17 protein-coding genes and 1 pseudogene are annotated in these 18,733 nt (G+C 72.0%); 8 read left to right on the top strand and 10 right to left on the bottom strand.

Annotation, left to right across the window (positions count from 1 at the left end; genetic code table 11):
* The first annotated feature begins 43 nt into the window (after positions 1-43).
* The gene (locus tag H288_RS0118545; protein WP_026605073.1) at positions 44-2,650 is read left to right on the top strand and encodes a TonB-dependent receptor; all 2,607 of its coding nucleotides are present in this window, start codon (positions 44-46) and stop codon (positions 2,648-2,650) included.
* Between the two features lie 207 nt (positions 2,651-2,857).
* Entirely contained in the window at positions 2,858-3,088 is a 231-nt protein-coding gene (locus H288_RS0118550; RefSeq protein WP_020094079.1) for a hypothetical protein, read from the top strand.
* 32 nt (positions 3,089-3,120) lie between these two features.
* Here the strand turns inward: H288_RS0118550 and paoC are convergent, their stop codons facing one another.
* From paoC to H288_RS0118580, 6 genes are all read right to left on the bottom strand, one after another.
* Complete coding sequence (gene paoC / locus H288_RS0118555) at positions 3,121-5,340, bottom strand: aldehyde oxidoreductase molybdenum-binding subunit PaoC (RefSeq protein ID WP_020094080.1); 2,220 nt, start codon at positions 5,338-5,340, stop codon at positions 3,121-3,123.
* 3 nt (positions 5,341-5,343) lie between these two features.
* Positions 5,344-6,294, bottom strand: coding sequence for a xanthine dehydrogenase family protein subunit M (locus tag H288_RS0118560; protein ID WP_020094081.1), 951 nt, complete (start codon positions 6,292-6,294; stop codon positions 5,344-5,346).
* On the bottom strand, positions 6,291-6,866 hold the full coding sequence (gene paoA, locus H288_RS0118565; RefSeq protein WP_020094082.1) for an aldehyde dehydrogenase iron-sulfur subunit PaoA: 576 nt from the start codon (positions 6,864-6,866) through the stop codon (positions 6,291-6,293). The genes H288_RS0118560 and paoA overlap by 4 nt, the downstream gene beginning before the upstream one ends.
* A 306-nt stretch (positions 6,867-7,172) precedes the next feature.
* Positions 7,173-7,370 (bottom strand): hypothetical protein, encoded by a 198-nt coding sequence (locus H288_RS0118570; RefSeq protein WP_012321181.1) that lies wholly within the window; start codon positions 7,368-7,370, stop codon positions 7,173-7,175.
* 138 nt (positions 7,371-7,508) lie between these two features.
* Positions 7,509-10,007, bottom strand: a complete 2,499-nt coding sequence (locus tag H288_RS0118575) for an EAL domain-containing protein (protein WP_020094083.1) — start codon at positions 10,005-10,007, stop codon at positions 7,509-7,511.
* A 216-nt stretch (positions 10,008-10,223) separates the two neighbouring features.
* Positions 10,224-10,694, bottom strand: a complete 471-nt coding sequence (locus H288_RS0118580; RefSeq protein ID WP_020094084.1) for an NUDIX hydrolase — start codon at positions 10,692-10,694, stop codon at positions 10,224-10,226.
* Positions 10,695-10,939: 245 nt separating this feature from the next.
* On the opposite strand from H288_RS0118580, the gene H288_RS0118585 reads away from it, so the two are divergent.
* Positions 10,940-11,413 (top strand): CYTH domain-containing protein, encoded by a 474-nt coding sequence (locus tag H288_RS0118585; protein ID WP_020094085.1) that lies wholly within the window; start codon positions 10,940-10,942, stop codon positions 11,411-11,413.
* An 89-nt stretch (positions 11,414-11,502) separates the two neighbouring features.
* Entirely contained in the window at positions 11,503-11,751 is a 249-nt protein-coding gene (locus H288_RS0118590) for a hypothetical protein (protein WP_020094086.1), read from the top strand.
* Between the two features lie 42 nt (positions 11,752-11,793).
* Here the strand turns inward: H288_RS0118590 and H288_RS0118595 are convergent, their stop codons facing one another.
* From H288_RS0118595 to H288_RS0118605, 3 genes are all read right to left on the bottom strand, one after another.
* The gene (locus H288_RS0118595; protein WP_020094087.1) at positions 11,794-12,381 is read right to left on the bottom strand and encodes a hypothetical protein; all 588 of its coding nucleotides are present in this window, start codon (positions 12,379-12,381) and stop codon (positions 11,794-11,796) included.
* 283 nt (positions 12,382-12,664) lie between these two features.
* The gene (locus H288_RS0118600) at positions 12,665-12,892 is read right to left on the bottom strand and encodes a hypothetical protein (RefSeq protein ID WP_020094088.1); all 228 of its coding nucleotides are present in this window, start codon (positions 12,890-12,892) and stop codon (positions 12,665-12,667) included.
* Between the two features lie 229 nt (positions 12,893-13,121).
* A complete protein-coding gene (locus H288_RS0118605) occupies positions 13,122-13,730 on the bottom strand; it encodes a PAS domain-containing protein (protein ID WP_020094089.1) in 609 nt (202 codons plus the stop codon).
* Between the two features lie 170 nt (positions 13,731-13,900).
* Here H288_RS0118605 and H288_RS0118610 point away from each other — a divergent pair, with 170 nt between their 5' ends.
* The 4 genes from H288_RS0118610 to H288_RS0118625 all read left to right on the top strand — a co-directional run bounded on the left by H288_RS0118610 (position 13,901) and on the right by H288_RS0118625 (position 18,267).
* Positions 13,901-14,206 (top strand): hypothetical protein, encoded by a 306-nt coding sequence (locus H288_RS0118610; protein ID WP_020094090.1) that lies wholly within the window; start codon positions 13,901-13,903, stop codon positions 14,204-14,206.
* A 108-nt stretch (positions 14,207-14,314) separates the two neighbouring features.
* Complete coding sequence (locus tag H288_RS0118615) at positions 14,315-15,886, top strand: ABC transporter substrate-binding protein (protein ID WP_026605074.1); 1,572 nt, start codon at positions 14,315-14,317, stop codon at positions 15,884-15,886.
* Between the two features lie 501 nt (positions 15,887-16,387).
* A complete protein-coding gene (locus H288_RS0118620) occupies positions 16,388-17,710 on the top strand; it encodes an MFS transporter (protein ID WP_020094092.1) in 1,323 nt (440 codons plus the stop codon).
* Positions 17,711-17,853: 143 nt separating this feature from the next.
* Positions 17,854-18,267: a VOC family protein gene (locus tag H288_RS0118625; protein ID WP_020094093.1), complete on the top strand. Its 414-nt coding sequence runs from the start codon at positions 17,854-17,856 to the stop codon at positions 18,265-18,267.
* A gap of 149 nt (positions 18,268-18,416) precedes the next feature.
* Here H288_RS0118625 and H288_RS0118630 read toward each other — a convergent pair.
* Positions 18,417-18,733: pseudogene (locus tag H288_RS0118630) on the bottom strand (porin family protein); the annotation flags it as partial.

Genomic DNA, 18,733 nt, shown 5'->3' on the forward strand with positions numbered 1-18,733 from the left:
ACGCGAAGCGGCGCGTGCCTTCGAATCCAGGTTGGGGGAAGATATGCGGGCCCTGCGAGGCAGCTTGATCGCGTCCGTGGCTCTGTTGCCGGGTGTCGCGCAGGCTCAACAATCCGTCACCCTCGGCGAGATCAGCGTCGTCTCGACGTCGCCGGTGGGTGCGGGCGGCGGCAATTCCAGCGGCGCCCAGAATCTCGATACGCTCGCCCAGGCCGCGCCGACCTTGCCGGCCCCGGCCGGCGGGGTGCGGCTGCGCGGCTCCGAGCAGCCGCTCAACAAGATCCCCAGCACCGTCGAGACCGTCACGGCCCGGCAGATCGAGGTCGATCAGGGCTCCGACAACGTGATCGCCACGCTGGCGCGGCGCACGCCCGGGGTGAACCTCAACGACTCGCAGGGCAATTCGAACCGGGTCGATCTCAGCTACCGCGGCTTCACGGCCTCGTCGGTGCAGGGCGTGCCGCAGGGGCTCGCCGTCTACCAGAACGGCGTGCGCATCAACGAGGCCTTCGGCGACATCGTCAATTTCGACCTGATCCCGCCGCAGGCGATCCAGCGCATCGACGTGGTCACCGGCAACCCGGTCTTCGGCCTCAACGCCATCGGAGGCGCGGTCAACATCCAGATGAAGAACGGCTTCACCTGGCAGGGCACCGAGATCTCGGCCTGGGGCGGCTCGGACGCGCGCACCGCCGGCTATCTCGAGTACGGCAAGATCTCCGGTCCCTGGAGCTTCTACTTCACCGGCGACGGCCTGAACGACCGCGGCTGGCGCTACCAGAACCCGAGCACGATCGGCCGCCTCTACGCGGATCTCGGCTACCGCTCGCAGGATTCGGAGTTCCACCTGATCGGGCTCGCCGCCCGCAGCTTCTACGGCGCCGCCGCCGCCACGCCGGTGGACTTCACCCATCTCGACCCGCGGGCGATCTTCACCTACCCGCAGACCCAGACGACGCAAGTGGGCACGCTCCAGCTGACCGGCCGGGTCGACCTCTCGCCGACCTGGGACCTCGCCGGCAACGCCTATTACCGGCGCTTCAGCGAGTTCTACGTCGACGGCAACCAGGGCAACTTCGAGAACTGCAGCAGCCGCAGCAGCTTCCGGGGCTCGCTCTGCTACCAGGACGACGCGTTCAACGTGAACGCGCCGCCCACCAGCCAGGTGGCGGCGCGCCGGGCCTACGCCAACCAGTTCGCGATCCTCGGCCTGAACAACCAGACGATCCCGTTCGTCCGGAACATCCCGTACGGCACGATCGACACGACCCGGACGGAGGCCGAATCCTACGGCGGCTCACTCCAGGCCGCCAACCGCGACCGGATCTTCGGCCTGAACAACGCCTTCGTGGTCGGCGGCAGCGTCGACGCCTCGAATTTCTCGTTCAAGTCGGCGAGCCAGCTGGGCGTGATCAACCCGAACCTGTCGATCACCGTCGACCCGAACAACCCGTATTACGGCACGATCCCGGGCCTCGGCACGCCGGACATCCGCACGCTGGGGGCGATCGGCCTCGCGCCGGGCAACGTCAGCGGCTCGACCCTGTATCTCGGCCTCTACGCCACCGACACGCTGGACGTGACCGACCGGCTGTCGCTGACCGGCGGCTTCCGGCTCAACTACGCCCGCATCCAGACCCGGGACCAGACCGGGTTCTCGCCGGACGTCACCGGCGTGCACGAGTACACCAAGGTCAACCCGCTCGCGGGCCTGACCTACCAGTTCGATCCGGCGCTGAACCTCTACGGCGGCTACTCGGAATCGAACCGCGCCCCGACCCCGCTGGAGCTGTCCTGCTCCAGCCCGACCCAGCCGTGCCTGCTGCCGAACTCGCTCGTGGCCGATCCGCCGCTCAAGCAGGTCACCGGCCGGACCTACGAGGCCGGCTTCCGCGGCGTGATCCCGGCCTTCCTGTCGGGCGGCGCCCTCACCTACAAGGCCGGCGTCTACCGCACCGACCTGAGCAACGACCTCTACCAGGTCGCCGTCGCGGGCAACGCCGCCCGCGCCTACTACATCAACGTCCCGGCGACCCGGCGCCAGGGCATCGAGGTCGGCGCCGAGTACGCGGTCACGCCCGACCTGCTGGTCTACGCCAACTACGCCCTGGTCGACGCGACCTTCCAGTTCAACGCGACCCTCTCGTCGCCCAACAACCCGCTGGCGAGCACCGGCGCGGCCGGCGGCGCCGTGGGCGGCGACGTGATCCCGAACGGCGGCATCCGCGTCCGGCCGGGCGACAAGATCCCGCTGATCCCCGATCACCAGATCAAGGCGGGCTTCGAGTACAGCATCACCCCGAACTGGCGCTTCGGCCTCAACGTCTCGGCCTTCTCGTCGTCCTACTACCGGGGTGACGAATCGAACCTCAACCGCAAGCTGCCGGCCTACTACGTGATGAACCTGACGACGAAGTATCAGGTCAGCAAGAACCTGGAGATCTTCGGGCTGATCACCAACCTGACCAACAACCGCTACGCCACGTTCGGCACCTTCGCCGAGACGGGCGCGGTGGCCGGCAACCTGTCGATCAACGACCCGCGGACCACCACCCTGGCGCAGCCGCTCTCGATCTACGCCGGCCTGACCTACCGGTTCGGGGCGGATCCGGTCCCGATGGCGCCGGAGCCGATCATCCGGAAGTACTGATCCCGTCCGGGGGGAACGACGGAGCGAGGGGCCGGGGGATCCGCGGCCCCTCTTCCGTTCGAGCCCGCGCACCTTCGCGCCCGGACGATGAGCCCGGTCTTTCAAACCCAGATGAGTGCGGCCGCCGGCCCGATCCGTATCCCTGATCGGCCGCCGGCGAGGCTTGCGGGCGCTCCCGTCCCGGTCATCCCGATCCTGGAGACACCCATGCCGCGCTACTTCATCGACACCGCCGACCACGTCGCCGTCCGGGACGACGAGGGCACGGTCCTCCCGGACCGGGCCGCCCTGCGGGACCTGCTGCGCCGGACCCTGACGGCGCTCCTGCACGACGAGGGCGAGGAGACCGGGGTGAACGACTTCACCGCCCGCGCCTACGACGAGGACGGCCGCCTCGTGATGCGGGCCCGGGCCAGCTTCCACGTCGTGGACCCGTAGGGGACGCCCGGCAGGACGTCCCCGCGCCCCGGTCAGGCCGCGTCCGGCATGCGGTCGAGGAGCTTGTCGAGGGTGATCGGGTAGTCGCGCACGCGGATGCCGGTGGCGTTGTAGATCGCGTTCGCGACCGCGGCGCCGACCCCCGAGATGCCGAGCTCGCCCACGCCCTTGGCCTTCATGGGCGAGGACATCGGGTCGACCTCGTCGAGGAAGATCACCTCCTGGTGCGGGATGTCGGCGTGGACCGGCACCTCGTAGCCGGCGAGGTCGTGGTTGGCGAAGAAGCCGCGCTTGGTGTCGACGACCAGCTCCTCCATCAGGGCCGCTCCGGTGCCCATCACCATCCCGCCGATCACCTGGCTGCGGGCGGACTTCGGGTTGAGGATGCGCCCCGCCGCGCAGACCGCCAGCATCCGCCGCACCCGGACCTCCGCCGTATAGGCATCCACCGCGACCTCGACGAAGTGGGCGCCGAAGGTCGAGACCTGCTGGGTCTTCGAGAACTCACCGAACTCGATCGCGTCCTCGGCCACGAGCTCGCCGTCGGCGGCGGCCCGGGCGAGCGGGATGGCGCGGTTGCCGGCGCGAACCTCGCCCTCCTCGAACACCGCGTCGGTGGCGTTGAAGCCGAGCTTCTGCGCGACCGCCTCCCGCAGCTTCACGCAGGCCGCGTAGACGCCCGCGGTCGACGAGTTGGCGCCGAACTGGCCGCCCGAACCCGACGAGACCGGGAAGTCCGAGTCGCCGAGCCGCGCCACGACCCGGTCGAGGGGCACGCCCATCATCTCGGCGGCGGTCTGCGCGATGATCGTGTAGCTGCCGGTGCCGATATCGGTCATGTCGGTCTCGACCGTGACCGTGCCGTCGGCGGAGAGCCGCACCCGGGCGCCCGACTTCAGCACCATGTTGTCGCGGAACGCCGCCGCCATGCCGTGCCCGACGAGCCAATGCCCCTCCCGGACCTGTCCGGGCTTCGGGTTGCGCCTGGCCCAGCCGAACCGCTCGGCGCCGAGCTTGAGGCAGCCGACGAGGTCGCGGTGGGAGTAGCGCAGGTCCGGCTGGGTCGGGACGACCTGCGTGTCGTTGCGGATGCGGAACTCCACCGGGTCGAGGCCGAGCTTCTCGGCCATCTCGTCCATGGCGACCTCCAGCACCGCGAGGCCCGGGGCCTCGCCGGGGGCACGCATGGCGTTGCCCTCGGGCAGGTCGAGCCGGGCGAGCTTCATGGCGGTCAGGCGGTTCGCCCCCGCGTAGAGGTACTTGGTCTGGTTCACGGCCGTCTCGGGATCGCCCTCCGGCAGGTTGCCCGAGACGCTCTCGTGCGCGATCGCCGTGATGGTGCCGTCCCGCTGGGCGCCGATCCGGACCCGCTGGATCGTGGCCGGGCGGTGCGTGGTGTTGTTGGCGATCAGCGGGCGGGTCAGCGCCACCTTGACCGGCCGTCCGGTGGCCTTCGCGGCGAGCGCCGCCAGCACCGCGTCGGCGCGCACGAACAGCTTGCCGCCGAAGCCGCCGCCGACATAGGGCGCGTCGAGCCGGACCTTGTCCTTCGGCAGGCCGAGCATCTTGGCGAGGCTGCCGTGGCCCCAGCCGATCATCTGGTTGGCGGTCCAGAGCGTGACCCGGTCGCCGTCCCAGGCCGCCGTCGTGGCGTGCGGCTCCATCATGGCGTGGCTCTCGTCGGACGTCGTGTAGGTCGCGTCGAGCGTCACGGGGGCCTGCGCGAAGGCGCCCTCGAAGTCGCCGGTCCGCTCCTCGCCGTTGCCGCCGCTGCCCTCGCCGCTGTCGGCCGGGACCGGCTCGGCGGTCTTCGCCGCGGCGGCGAGGTCGAACGCACCGGCCTCGGGGGCGTAATCGACCGTCACCAGGAAGGCGGCCGCCCGGGCCTGCTCGAAGGTCTCGGCCACCACGACGGCGATCGCCTGATGGTAGTGCTGGATCACGTCGCCGCCGAACAGGTAGGCGACGTTCATCACGCCGCGCTCGATCCGCGGCGTGTCGAGGGTGGTGACGATCCCGATGACGCCGGGCGCCTGCCGGGCCGAGGCCGTGTCGATGCTGCGCACCCGGCCCTTGGCGATGGCGGAGCCCAGCACGTAGCCGTAGGCGGCGTCGGGGGCCGCGTCGTGGCGCTCGTACGCGTAGGGCGCGGTGCCGGTGGTCTTGTACTTGCCGTCGATGCGGTCGGTGGGCAGGCCGACGACCTTGAGGCGGTCGATCGGGTTCGGGCCCGCGGCGGTGTCGAACTTCATGGCTCAGGCCCTCGCTTGGTTGAGCGCGGCGCCGAGGGTCCGCTCGGCGAGCTTCAGCTTGTAGGCGTTCTCGTGGGTGGGCTTGGCGTCGGCGAAGACCCGGTCGGTCACGGCCCGGGCGCCCTTCGGGAGATCGGCCTCGGCCGCCTCGACCCGCCAGGGCTTGTGGGCGACGCCCCCGAAGGCGACGTGGCCGGAGCCGTCCTTGCCCAGGATCGCCGCCACCGAGACCAGCGCGTAGGCGTAGGAGGCGCGGTCGCGGACCTTGCGGTAGATGTGCGTGCCGGGAACGGGCTTCGGCAGCGTCACCGCGGTGATGAGCTCGCCGGGCTCGAGGTTCGTGTCGCGCGACGGGTCGTCGCCCGGCAGGCGGTGGAACTCGGCGATCGGGATCTTCCGCGCGGCGCCCCCGGCGTCGATCGTCTCCACGGTGGCGTCGAGGACGCGCATGGCCACCGCCATGTCGCCCGGATGCGTGGCGATGCAGGCCTCGCTGCCGCCGATCACCGCCAACTGGCGGCTCACGCCGTCGAGCGCCGAACAGCCGGAGCCCGGCTGGCGCTTATTGCAGGGCTGGGCGGTGTCGTAGAAGTACGGGCAGCGGGTCCGCTGCAGCAGGTTGCCGGCGGTGGTCGCCTTGTTGCGCAGCTGGCCGGAGGCGCCGGCGAGCAGCGCGCGGGCGAGGACCCCGTAATCCGCGCGCACCCGCGGATGGGCCGCGAGATCGGTGTTGCGCACCAGGGCGCCGATGCGCAGGCCGCCCTCCTCGGTCGGCTCGACCGCGTCGAGGCCGAGCCCGTTCACGTCGACGAGGTGGCGCGGGGTCTCGATCTGCAGCTTCATCAGGTCGAGCAGGTTGGTGCCGCCGGCGATGAACTTGGCGTCGGGCGTGGCGGCGACGGCGGCGGCGGCCGCGGCGGGCGTGCCCGGGCGCTCGTACGTGAAGGACTTCATGCGCGGCTCCCGGCGACTTCGGTGATCGCCTCGACGATGTTGGAATAGGCGCCGCAGCGGCAGAGGTTGCCGCTCATCCGCTCGCGGATCTCGGTCTCGGTCACCTGCGGGGCGGCGCCGAGATCGGCCGTGACGTGGCTCGGGATGCCGGCCCGGATCTCCTCCAGGACGGCCACACCCGAGCAGATCTGGCCCGGCGTGCAGTAGCCGCACTGGTAGCCGTCGTGCTTGACGAAGGCCGCCTGCATCGGGTGCAGGCTGTCGGGCTGCCCCAGGCCCTCGACGGTCACGATCTCGGCGCCCTGGTGCATGATCGCCAGCGTCAGGCAGGCGTTGATGCGCCGCCCGTCGACAATCATCGTGCAGGCGCCGCACTGGCCGTGATCGCAGCCCTTCTTGGACCCGGTCAGGTGCAGGTGCTCGCGCGCGGCGTCGAGCAGGCTGGTGCGGGTGTCGAGTTCGAGCGTGCGCCGCTCGCCGTTCACCGTGAACGTGACGGCGGCGAGGACCGGTGCGTCGGTCCGCGCAGGTCTGGCGCCCGGGTCCTGGGGCACGGTTTCGGCGCTCACCATCAAGTCTCTCTCCGGTTCAGATCGCGAAGGCGCGGACGGGATCCCGGTCGCCGGGGCCCGCGGGCGGAACATCCCGGCGGAACATCCCGGCAGACATCCCGGCAAGACATCCCGGCAAGACATCCCGGCAAGACATCCCGCAAAGCGGCGGCACCCTGGATCGGCTCCAAGGTAGAGCCCGTTCCCGCGATGGTCAGGGGGGCGGCGCGGCCGGGGACGCGAAAGTTGCGGCGGGCCGCGCCGGGACCCGCCCAAACGAAAGGGCCGACCCGAAGGCCGGCCCCGATCGTCGCGTGGCGGACGCCCCTACTCGGCCGCGGTCATCTCGGCGGTGTAGTGGCCGCACCAGTCCTGGGCGGCGACCACCGGCCAGAGACCCTTGGACTCGGGCGCGGGCTGGCTGACCGGCGGGTTGAAGCGGCACAGGCCGGCATCGTTCTGCGCGACGGCGCCGTTGCCCTTGTGCTCGTCGAAGAACCGGCAGGTCTCGCACTTGGCGTTCATGGTCGGGCTCCTGTGAGGCCGGCGGCCCGGGGGCCGTCCCGGCGGGGGACGAGAGCTTGGACCTTAGAAGTGATCCAATCTGCGGGGCCAACGTCGGAGCGATCGGGCGGGTTCCCGGCGGCGGATCGGCGATCCCGCTCAGCCGACCGCGGCGAGGCCCGGCTCGGCCCGGGCGGACTCCTCGGCGGGGCCGGCGGGACCGCCGACCGCGGCGGCGTAGTCGGTGATCGGGCGCGGCCTGCCGAACAGGAAGCCCTGCATCTCGCCGCAGGCCTCCTCGGTCAGGAACTTCATCTGCGCGTGGGTCTCGACGCCCTCCGCGACGACGCCCATGCCGAGGCTGCGGCCGAGGCTGAGCACGGCCCGGACGATCACGGCGGCCTGCGGCCCGGTTCCGAGCTGCGCCACGAAGGAGCGGTCGATCTTCAGCTTGTCGAACGGGAAGGCCTGGAGGGTCGCGAGCGACGCGTAGCCGGTCCCGAAATCGTCCATGCTGATCCGGATGCCGTAGCTCTTCAGGCGGCGGAGGATGCCCACGGCCCGGGCCATGTCGTTGATGATGATGCTCTCGGTGACCTCCAGCTCCAGGCGGTCCGGCGAGAGACCGGTCTCGGCCAGGATCGCCAGGACGGTCTCGGGCAGGCCGGGCTTCTGGAACTGACGGGGCGAGAGGTTGACGGCGACCTTCAGGGGCTGCGCCCACTGGGCCGCCTCGCGGCAGGCCTCGCGCAGCACCCAGTCGCCGAGCGCCACGATCAGGCCGGTCTCCTCGGCCAGGGGCACGAACACGTTGGGCGACACGCTGCCGCGGACCGGGTGGGTCCAGCGCAGGAGCGCCTCGAATCCGACGAGCGCCCCCGTGTGGCCCTCCACCTGCGGCTGGTAGTGCAGGCTCAGGGTGTTGTCGTCGAGGGCCTGGCGCAGGTCGCGCTCGAGCACCCGCCGCTCCTCGGCCTCCTCGTCCATGGCGGGGGTGAAGATCCGGTACGTGCCGCGGCCCTCGGCCTTGGCCCGGTAGAGGGCGAGGTCGGCGCGGCGGTACAGCGGCTCGGCATCCGTCCCGTGCTCGGGGGCCAGCGCGATGCCGACGCTCAGGCCGACGCCGACCCGGTGCCCGCCCACGCTGAACGGGCTGTGGAACAGCGCGATGAGGCGCTCGGCCAGGACCTCGGCCTCGGCCGCGCCGCCGGCGGAGAGCACGGCGAACTCGTCGCCCCCGAGCCGGGCCACCGCCCCGTCCCCCGCGATGCCCCGCAGGCCGGCCGACACGCGCCGGAGGAGCTCGTCCCCGGCCTGGTGGCCGAGGCTGTCGTTCACGCTCTTGAAGCCGTCGAGGTCGAGGTACAGGACCGCGCAGGCGCCGCCGCGCTGGACGATGTCGACGAGGCTGCGCGCGAGGGTCTCGTGGAACAGCGCCCGGTTCGGCAGGCCAGTGAGGACATCGTGGCGGGCGAGGCGCGCCACCTCGGCCTCCGCGGCCTTCCGCTTGGTGATGTCGGTGAAGGTCCGCACGAAGCCGCCATCCGCCAGGGGCACGGTGCGGATCTCGAGCACGAGGCCGTTGGGCCGCGCCCGCTCGTGAACCTGCGTCTGCCCGGCCTCGCCGCGCTCGATCCAGGTCCGGATCGAGCGGTCCGGGCGCCGGCGCTCGCGGCGGCTCGCCTCTTGGTGGCTCTCTTGGCGGCCCTCTTGCCGGCGGGCCTCGTGGCGCAGCACCGCCCGGTAGCTCGGCCGCGCCTGCATCATCGCCCGGGGCAGGTCGAGGAGCGCCAGCGCCCGCTCGTTGCAGACCCGGACCACGCCGCCGGCGTCGACCATGATGAGGCCCTGGTCCATGCTGTCGAGGGTGGCGTCGAGCAGCAGGGTCTTCTCCCGCAGCATGCGGCCCTGTCGGGCCAGGGCGACGTTGATCCGGCGCAGGTGGTCCAGCATCAGCGTCAGCGCCGCGAAGGCCAGGATCACCGCCATCACGCCGGCGATGCCGCCGGCCAGGACGCCCCGGGCGAGGCCGAGCTGCGGGACCGCCAGGGCCGGGTCCGGCACCACACGGGCGGCCGCCATGGCCAGGAAGTGCAGGATCGCGATGGCGAGGGTCAGGACGGTCGCGGCCGCGAGCCGGGCCCGCGCGCCCGCGCTGCCGACATGGATGGCCATGCCGGCGGCCGCGAGCCCGCAGCCCGCCGCGATCGCCGTGGCGGCCATGGCGGGGTCCCAGGTGAAGTGCCCCGGCAGCCGCACGCCGGCGATGCCGAGGAAGTGCATGCAGGCGATGCCGATCCCGAGCACGAGGCCCGCCCCCGCCCCGGCCCAGCGCGACGGCGTGGCCCGGGCGAACAGGAAGGCCACGGTGGCGGCCGCGATCGCGACGATCAGCGAGAGCAGGGTCGTGCGCGGCTCGTAGCCCAGCACCACGCCGGGATCGTAGCCCAGCATGCCGATGAAGTGGGTGCTCCAGATCCCGGCCCCGATCGAGAAGCCCGAGGCCAGGAGCCAGACCGGCCCGTGCCCGTCGGCGCGGACCTGGACGCGCTGCTCCAGCTTGAGGGCGACCGCGCAGGAGATCCAGCACACGCAGGCGGCCAGGGCGACCACCCAGCCGGTATGTTCCTCGGTCAGGCAAGCGAACGCGCGATACATCGAGGTGCCCCGCCCATCTGCGACGGCGGGAACCTTAACCCGCGGATACTAATCAGAAGTTGCATTTCGCCCGGACACGGGTCCGATCCGCGATGCGGACGAGGCTCTTCCGGGCGCCGCCGGGCGCCGGTCAGGCCGCAGATCAGGAGTTGTATATTCGGGCGCGGCGGCGGTCCGCCCGCCCGTGCCCGTCGCGGCGCCCGTCAGCCGCGCCCGTCAGCCGCGCCCGTCGCCGCGGATCTCGATCGGCCGCGCCGCGAAATCCGTCAGGAGTTCCTGGAGCTCGTCCTCGTGGACGAGGCGCGCCGCCTCCTCGGGCGCGAACCATTGCAGGGTGCGCTGGGCCTGTTCCGGCCAGCGCTCGTGCTGGGCCTCGACCCGCAGCGGGTAGACGCGGACCATGCAGGGGAAGGCGCGGCCGTGGTCGAAGCGCTTCTGGTAATGGTACCGTCCGACCGGGTTCGCGGCGATCTGCCCCTCGAGCCCCGCCTCCTCGTAGGCCTCCCGCGCGGCGGCCTGATGGGCCTTGCGGCCGGTCATCGGCCAGCCCTTCGGGATGATCCAGCGCCCGGTATCGCGCGAGGTGATCAGCAGGACCTCGATCCGGCCGTCGGCGCCGACGCGGAACGGCAGGGCCGCCACCTGCTTGAGCGGTTTGACCTGCGCCTTGCGGAGCAGCTTCTTCAAGTTCGGCCGCTTGGATGCCGTCTTCAGCGCTGACCTCGCGGACGGAGAAGGGCGGGATTTCTGATGATGCTTCTGCAATCGACGGCCTCCTCACGCTTTTACATAAGTTTAACACGATCCCATTGCAGCCCGCGCGCATTGGCACCGAGCCATGCCTGTAACGCTGTGCTCATCCCCGCCAGGCGGCTTGTCGCGGGCCGGCTTGTCGGCGAAGGCTGACGCGTCAAACGTCCACGAGGCGCGGCATGGCTGTCGAGATCGAGCGCAAGTTCATCGCGAACCCGTCGGTTCTGGCGCTGTGCCGGGCGGGGACGCCCCTGGTTCAGGGATACCTCTTCACCGACGCGGCCAACACGATCCGGATCCGCCGGGCCGGTGAGCGCTCGCTGATCACGTGGAAGAGCCCGCGCCGCGGCGCCAGCCGGGACGAGATCGAGTTCGCCATCGCGCCGGAGGACGGCGCGGCGCTCCTCGCCACCGTGCCGCCCGGCCGGCGGCTCGAGAAGACCCGCTACCGGGTCGCGCATGCCGGGGCGGTCTGGGACGTCGACGTGTTCGGCGGGAACCTCGCGGGCCTGATCCTGGCCGAGATCGAACTGGAGCGCGAGGACCAGCCGGTGGTGCTCCCTCCCTGGGTCGAGCGCGAGGTCACCGACGACGCGCGCTACCGCAACTCGCGGCTGGCCGCGGGACCGGTGCCGGAGCGGTGGGCGGCCTAGGTCCCCGACGCGCCGGGCGGATCCGTCCGGTCGAACATCTCGAACATCCGGGCCCGTGAACATCCCGGGGCGGCCACCGTTCTCACGGCATGCCCCGGACCCTGATCACCTGGACGCAGGACGAGACCGCCGGCGTGCCGCTCCCGCGCTTCGTCGGCCGGGTCGGGACGGTCGTCGTGGGGATCTGCGCCTACGACGGATCGAGCCGGTTCTGGACCTGGTGGAGCCCGCTGGCCGAGGACATCTGGGGGCACGGCCAGGACGCCGAAGGCGCCCGGCAGGGCTGCGAGGCCTGGCTGCGCGGATGGCTCGAGAACTTCAGGCCGTTCTTCACCTGACGCGGCCGGCCGCGAGGGCGCGGCCGGGCCGTCAACGCGGGATCAGCGCATGAAGTGCGGCAGGCGCCGCTTCCAGCGCTCGCCGAGCCGCAGCTCGTTCGTCCGCCGCCCTGCCGTCGACCGGGGCGACGGGCCCTGACCCGACGTGGGACCCGACGCGGCCGGCGGCGGGACGCGGGCGGGCGCCTCGTCGACGGGCGGGGCCGGCGGCGGGGCGGTCGGCATGGCCGGGCGCGACGGCACCGTCTGCACCTGCGGGAGCGCGTCCCGCGCGGCCGCCCGCGGCCGCCCGCGCCGCGCCCGCGGCGCCGGGACGGTCTCGGCGGCGGGGTCCGTCGCGGCCTCGTCGGCGGCGGCTTCGAGGACCGGCTCGGCCGGGGCCTCGAACATCGGCATGAGGCTCGGCAGGACGCGGCGCACCGGTGCGTCCGGCACCTTCCGTTCCGGGCGCGGCGCCGGTGCCGCTTGAGGGGCGGGCGCGGGTGCGGGCGGCGCGAGGGCGGCCTGCGCCAGTTCCGGCCACAGGATCTTGTCCGGGCGCGGCCGCGCCTCGGTGGCAGTCAGCGTTGTGCGGGCCGAACGGGTCTGCTTGACTTCGACCATGAACGGTCGCGCGCTGCGGCGCTTCATGTAAGATGATCCTTGGAAGCATTCGAGCACGCATGTCGGCGGCACGAACACACCGAGGTTAAGCCTGATCTCGGCCGTTGTCCAGAAAGACGACGTCGTACTGGTCAAATTTCTCTTTAGTCGAGATGGGCCGCGGTCGTTTCCAGGCCTCGGGTCGTGAAACCGAAGGCGTGATCGCCCGAGCACCTGCGGACACTGCCCCGTCGCCGCCCGGCGAGGGGGCGATCCGCTGCGGGACGATCTGTTGCGGGGCGGACGTCGCGCGCGATCGGGTCGTCCGGGATCAGGCGGCCTGCGCCTGCGCCGGGCGGCGCCGCAGGGGACCGGGCGCCCCGAACAGGGACTGGTACAGCGCGGCCGGCGTCCGCGCCTCGCCGCTGCCGTCCGTGATCGTCACCTCGGCCATGCCGGCCGCGATCAGGCTCATGCCCTGATCCAGGGCGGTCAGGACCGAGGCGTGCTGGTAGGCGAACCGGCGCGCGGACAGGCGTGCGGTGACGGTGAAGTGCATGACGACGATCCCGGGAAGCCGGACCCGCCGGGTCCGGACGGCAACGGCGCGCGCGCGACGCGCTCGGGTGAGAACGGGGCTCCGGCAACGCCGCTGCCGGTCCCGCACCTGCTCGCGGCCAATAAAGTCGTTATCTTGACGAAAGCTTGTTCATCCCCGCTTTGCACGAACAAGGCGCACAATTAGCGGCGGGATTTAGTGGTTGCCGCCGCGCCGCTGCCGTCACGCTTCAGTTCAGGCGGCGGCGCCGTTCCGCGACCTGCCGCCGGGCCAGCCGTCGCCCCAGCGCCATCAGCAGCGCGTCCGCCTCGGCCTTCAGGGCCGGATCGCCCAGCGCCGCGACGGCGTCCTGCGCGGCGAGGGCGTGCTCGACCGCCCGGTCCAGGGGCATGTCGCCGAGGTCGGGCGCGGTCGCGCCGCCGATCGCCTCGCGCGCGCGCAGCGCCGTGATGTCCACGAGGATCCCGCGCCCGCCCGTCGGCCGGCCGCGACGGTCGCTGGTGAAGCGGCCGCGCGCCAGGACCCAGCGCATCCGGCCGTCGACGGAGATCACCCGGTACTCGGCGACGTAGGAACTCCCCGCCGCGACGCTGCGGCGGATCAGGGTGTCGACCCGGTCGCGGTCGTCGACGTGGATGGCCTCCTCGTAGACGGCCAGCGGGATGCCGGATTCCGCCGCGGTCGGATCGACCTTGAACAGGAGGGCCACCAGGGCGTCGACCCGCACCCGGTCCGTCGCAGGGTCCCACGCCCAGTGCCCGATCATGTCGGCGGAATCGAGCGCGATCTGGAAGGCTTCGGGACAGGTCTGACCGACGGACGCGTTGGTCTTGGGCATGGCGGTGTACGTGTGCGGCTCCGGTCCGGTCGATCTACGGGTTCGGTAGCTGCAACCTCAAGACTTCTTTGACGCATTCATGCAACTGTTGCGTGCTGGCCACTCGCGTCCTGCCGGTCTTCTGTATTATGAATGCTCGAGCCAGCCCGCGCGCCAGAGCCTGACCGCCGATGGGATCGAAGTCACCTGTCCGGAGCGGATCCTCCGGGGCTGCGGCGCCCGAGGACGACCTGTTCGAGCGCACCGCACCGCCGCACGCGCCGGGTGCCGGGCGGCTGCTGCAGCGGATCGCCGACGCGCTGCAGGTTCCGGCCACCTCCCTGTACGGCCCACTGAGCGCGGAGCGGGGCGCCGGCGTCGCGGGCGGGCGTGCCGACGAGGCCGACGCCCTGCTGCATGCCTACCGGCGCATCGACGATCCCGAGATCCGCCGCCGCGTCCTGACCCTCGTGCAGGATCTGGCGGCCGCACGCTGACCGGCACGCTGACCGGTGCGCTGACCGGTGCGCCCGTGATGCACTTGTGATGCGCTTGGCCCGCCGCGTGCTAACCTGAGCGGGATTGCAACGCTCGGGCGAGTCGGCATGCTGAACAGACGATCCTTCATGGCCCTGTCGGGGGCCGCCCTCGCGACCCCGGCGCTGGCGCAGGGCAGTGCCGCCCGGACGCTCAAGTTCATCCCGCAGGCCGACCTGACGGTGCTCGATCCGATCTGGACGACCGCCTACGTCACCCGGAATCACGGGCTCGCCGTCTTCGACACGCTCTACGGCACCGATGCCGCCTACGCCGCCCAGCCGCAGATGGTGGCGGGCCACACGGTGGAGAACGACGGCACGCTGTGGCGCCTCACCCTGCGGCCCGGGCTGACCTTCCACGACGGCAGCCCGGTCCTGGCCCGCGACTGCGTGGCGAGCGTCGCGCGCTGGGGCAAGCGCGACGCCATGGGCCAGACGCTCATGGCCTACACGGACGAGCTCTCGGCCCCGGATGACCGGACGATCCAGTTCCGCCTGAAGAAGCCCTTCGCGCTCCTGCCGGACGCGCTGGGCAAGGTCGGCTCCTCGATCTGCGCGATCATGCCGGAGCGTCTCGCCAAGACCGACCCGTTCACGCAGGTGACCGAGATGGTCGGCAGCGGCCCGTTCCGCTTCAAGGCGGACGAGCGCGTGGTCGGCGCCCGGGTGGTCTACGAGCGCTTTGCCGGCTACGTCCCCCGCGAGGGCGGCGAGCCGCAATGGACCTCGGGCCCGAAGCGCGTCCACGTCGACCGGGTCGAGTGGAACGTCATCCCCGATCAGGCGACCGCCGCCTCGGCCATGCAGACGGGCGAGATGGACTGGTGGGAGCAGCCGCCGGCCGACCTCGTGCCCACCCTCCGCGGGCTGACGACGCGGATCACCGACCCGACCGGCCTGATCGGCTGCCTGCGGATGAACCAGCTCCAGCCGCCCTTCGACAATCCGGCGATTCGGCAGGTGCTGCTGAAGGTCGTCGACCAGACCGACTTCATGCAGGCGGTGACCGGCACCGATCCCAAGCTGATCCACGTGCCGACCGGCTTCTTCTGCCCGGGCCTGCCCATGGCGAGCGACGTCGGCCTCGACGCCCTGACCAGCAAGCGCGACTACGCGGGCGCCAAGGCGGCGCTGGCGGCGGCCGGCTACAAGGGCGAGAAGGTGGTGCTGATGGGCGCCTCGGACTTCCCGAGCCTGAAGGCGCTCGCCGACGTGGCGGCCGACATGCTCACGCGCGCCGGCTTCAACGTCGACTATCAGGTCATGGACTGGGGCTCGGTGGTGCAGCGGCGCGCCAAGAAGGAGCCGGTCGCCCAGGGCGGCTGGAGCGCCTTCTGCACCTTCTGGGCGGGGCTCGACCAGGCGAATCCCGCGGTCAGCGCCTTCCTGCGCGGGACCGGACAGAGCGCCGCGATCGGCTGGCCCACCAGCGCGAGGATCGAGGCGCTGCGGGACCAGTGGCTGGACGCCCCGGACACCGCCGCCCGCAAGCGGCTCGCGGGCGAGCTCCAGCAGCAGGCCTTCGCCGACCTGCCCTACCTGCCCCTCGGGCAGTACTTCAACCAGACCTCGTACAAGCCGTCCCTGACCGGCGTCCTCGACGGCGTGCCGGTGTTCTGGAACGTCAAGAAGGGCTGAGGGCGACCGCCGGAGGCGGCGCGGGCGGTCGGGATCCGCCCGCGCCGCCCGTCTCCGCGCGCGGCCAGGCGATCCAGCGGCGCCACGCCGGCAGATGGCGGGCTGCCCTGGGTGGCCTCGTCGCGCGCGAAGACGAGGGCCACCCCGAGCGTCGCGGGAGCCCGCCCGGTATCCGGTCCGGCGCTCGTCGACGGCCTCTCCGACCGTATCCGGACGGTCGCGGACGCCGTTTCCCCTCGACAGATCCGCCCCGTTGAAGCCCGGCGGCGCTTCCCAGCCGCGGCGGCCGCGGGTTAAGCAGGGTCGGCACAGGTCACAACCCAGAGATGACCGGCCCGCGAGGAAGCCCGAGACGCCGCGCCTGCCCGCCGCCCGCGCGGCGGCGCCCGGCGCCGTCCCGCCCCGCGCGGACCCGGCCGTGACTCGGAGACGTGACCTGGATCGACCCGGACCCCCGCGGGGGCCGGCCTGACCCCACGACACGCCGCGAGGATAGGCCCGATGACAGGCTCCCCGGACGAGGCCGCCCTGGAACGCTCGGCGATGCGCAGGATCGGCTGGCGGCTCGTGCCGTTCCTGATCCTCGCCTACTTCGTCTCCTTCCTGGACCGCGTGAATGTCGGCTTCGCGGCGATCCAGATGAACCACGATGTCGGCCTCTCGGCGACCGTGTTCGGCTGGGGCGCCGGCATCTTCTTCCTCGGCTACTTCCTGATGGAGATCCCCAGCAACCTGATGCTGGAGCGCTTCGGGGCGCGGCTGTGGATCGCCCGGATCATGGCGACCTGGGGGCTCATCTCCGCCGCCATGGCCCTGGTGCAGGGGCCGTGGTCGTTCATCGGCCTGCGCTTCCTGCTGGGGCTCGCCGAGGCCGGCTTCTTCCCCGGCGTGATCCTCTACCTCACCTACTGGTTCCCCTCCGCCTACCGGGCGCGGATCATCGGGGTCTTCATGATCTCGATCCCGATCTCGTCGTTCCTGGGCTCGCCGATCTCCGGCGCGCTACTCAACGTGACGGGGTTCGGCCTCGCCGGCTGGCAGTGGCTGTTCATCCTCGAGGGCCTGCCGGCGGTGTTCCTGGCCGTCGCGGTCCTGTGGCTCCTGCCGGACGGCCCGCGGGACGCGGCGTGGCTGCCGGCGGCCGAGCGGGACTGGCTGGAGCGGCAGCTCCGGGCCGAGGCGGCGCGCAACACCCGCAGCGGCCAGCCCGCGAAGCCGCCGCTCTGGGACATCCTGCGCGACCGGCGGCTCGCCCTCTTCGCCGCGATCTATTTCGGCTCGACGGCGAGCAGCTACGGGCTGTCGTTCTGGACGCCGCAGATCGTCAAGAGCTTCGGTCTCGGCAACGTCGAGACCGGGCTCCTGAACAGCATCCCGTACGGCTTCGCGTCCCTGGCGATGGTCCTCTGGGGCCGGCACAGCGACCGGACCGCCGAGCGGCGCTGGCACCTCGCGCTCTCGTTCCTGATCCTGGCGCTGGGGCTCGCGGGCGGCACGGTCCTGTCGGGGCTCGGCCCGGTCGTGGCGGCGCTGACGATCGCCGCCATGGGCGTCTACATGCTCAAGGGCCCGTTCTGGGCGCTCGCGACCGAGCAGATGCCGCCCGCCACCGCGGCGGCGAGCATCGCGGCCATCAACGCGGTCGGCAATCTCGGCGGCTTCCTCGGCCCCTACCTGATCGGCGCGATCAAGGACGGGACCGGCAGCTTCACTCTGAGCCTCCTGCCGCTCGTGGTCTTCGCCCTGCTCTCGGCCGCCCTGTCGCTGGTGCCGGGCCGCGCCCCGCGCCCCGACTCGGGCGCGCCGCGGCCGTCGGCCGTCTGAGCCCGCGGCGAACCGAGTCCGGGACCGGCCGGTTGGCCCGGTGCGGCCGCCGCCCGGCGCTGCGCCGGCCCGGACTGGACCGGCCCGGACCGGACCGGACGGAGTCCCGCGGGCCGTGACCGCGCCGCCGCCAGGAGATCGCCGTGCCCGAGCTCAACGCCATCCTGGAGACGGCGCTGTACGTCGCGGACCTCGACCGCGCCGAGGCCTTCTATCGCGACACGATGGGGTTGCGCTGCCTCTTCACCGACTTCCGCATGCGCGCCTTCGACGTCGGCGGCCGCGGCGTCCTCCTGCTCTTTCCGGAGGGCGGGTCTCTGCAGCCGATCGAGACGCCGGGCGGTCTCATACCGCCCCATGACGGCCGCGGCCCGGCCCATATCGCGTTCTCGATCGACGCCGACGCCCTCGCGCCCTGGGAGGACCATCTCGCGGCCGCCGGCGTGGCCGTCGAGGGGCGCACCCGCTGGCCGCGGGGCGGCGTCAGCGTCTACTTCCGCGACCCGGACGGACACCTGCTCGAGCTGGCCACACCCGGCCTCTGGAAGGGCTACTGAGGCGGCGCCGGTCCGAGTCTGGTCGGTGTTCTGGCCTCCTGAACGGCGAAGGGGCCGCCTCCTTTGGGAAGCGGCCCCTTCGCGTGTCGTGTCGGGTCGGGTGCGACGGTCGGGATGCGAGCGTCGCATCCGACCGTCGCTGGTCGGTCTCAGTAGGAGCCGAACTTGTAGTTCAGGCCGGCGCGGACGACGGCGAACTCGTCGGAGCGGCGACCGATGCCGCTGTAGACGACCGGGAAGTTGTTGGCGGCGTTGATGACGAACGCGCCCTGGTTGCGGGTGTTGCGGTCGAGGTTGACGTACAGGCCTTCGACCTTGAGCGTCACGGCCGAGGAGCGGAAGAAGTTCAGGAACGAGTCGGTGGGCAGGGCGTACTCGATGCCGCCGCCGACGGCCCAGCCGGTGCGGAAGCTGTCGTTGCCGGCATAGCCGCCGAAGGAGCGGTCGGCGCTGCCCGAGCCGTAGG

Source organism: Methylobacterium sp. 285MFTsu5.1, from assembly GCF_000383455.1.
Taxonomy (GTDB): Bacteria; Pseudomonadota; Alphaproteobacteria; order Rhizobiales; family Beijerinckiaceae; genus Methylobacterium.

Coding starts and splice junctions, on each gene's coding strand:
- H288_RS0118545 (WP_026605073.1), top strand. CDS start 44: ATGCGGGCCCTGCGAGGCAGCTTGATCGCGTCCGTGGCTCTGTTGCCG.
- H288_RS0118550 (WP_020094079.1), top strand. CDS start 2,858: ATGCCGCGCTACTTCATCGACACCGCCGACCACGTCGCCGTCCGGGAC.
- paoC (WP_020094080.1), bottom strand. CDS start 5,340: ATGAAGTTCGACACCGCCGCGGGCCCGAACCCGATCGACCGCCTCAAG.
- H288_RS0118560 (WP_020094081.1), bottom strand. CDS start 6,294: ATGAAGTCCTTCACGTACGAGCGCCCGGGCACGCCCGCCGCGGCCGCC.
- paoA (WP_020094082.1), bottom strand. CDS start 6,866: ATGGTGAGCGCCGAAACCGTGCCCCAGGACCCGGGCGCCAGACCTGCG.
- H288_RS0118570 (WP_012321181.1), bottom strand. CDS start 7,370: ATGAACGCCAAGTGCGAGACCTGCCGGTTCTTCGACGAGCACAAGGGC.
- H288_RS0118575 (WP_020094083.1), bottom strand. CDS start 10,007: ATGTATCGCGCGTTCGCTTGCCTGACCGAGGAACATACCGGCTGGGTG.
- H288_RS0118585 (WP_020094085.1), top strand. CDS start 10,940: ATGGCTGTCGAGATCGAGCGCAAGTTCATCGCGAACCCGTCGGTTCTG.
- H288_RS0118590 (WP_020094086.1), top strand. CDS start 11,503: ATGCCCCGGACCCTGATCACCTGGACGCAGGACGAGACCGCCGGCGTG.
- H288_RS0118595 (WP_020094087.1), bottom strand. CDS start 12,381: ATGAAGCGCCGCAGCGCGCGACCGTTCATGGTCGAAGTCAAGCAGACC.
- H288_RS0118600 (WP_020094088.1), bottom strand. CDS start 12,892: ATGCACTTCACCGTCACCGCACGCCTGTCCGCGCGCCGGTTCGCCTAC.
- H288_RS0118605 (WP_020094089.1), bottom strand. CDS start 13,730: ATGCCCAAGACCAACGCGTCCGTCGGTCAGACCTGTCCCGAAGCCTTC.
- H288_RS0118610 (WP_020094090.1), top strand. CDS start 13,901: ATGGGATCGAAGTCACCTGTCCGGAGCGGATCCTCCGGGGCTGCGGCG.
- H288_RS0118615 (WP_026605074.1), top strand. CDS start 14,315: ATGCTGAACAGACGATCCTTCATGGCCCTGTCGGGGGCCGCCCTCGCG.
- H288_RS0118620 (WP_020094092.1), top strand. CDS start 16,388: ATGACAGGCTCCCCGGACGAGGCCGCCCTGGAACGCTCGGCGATGCGC.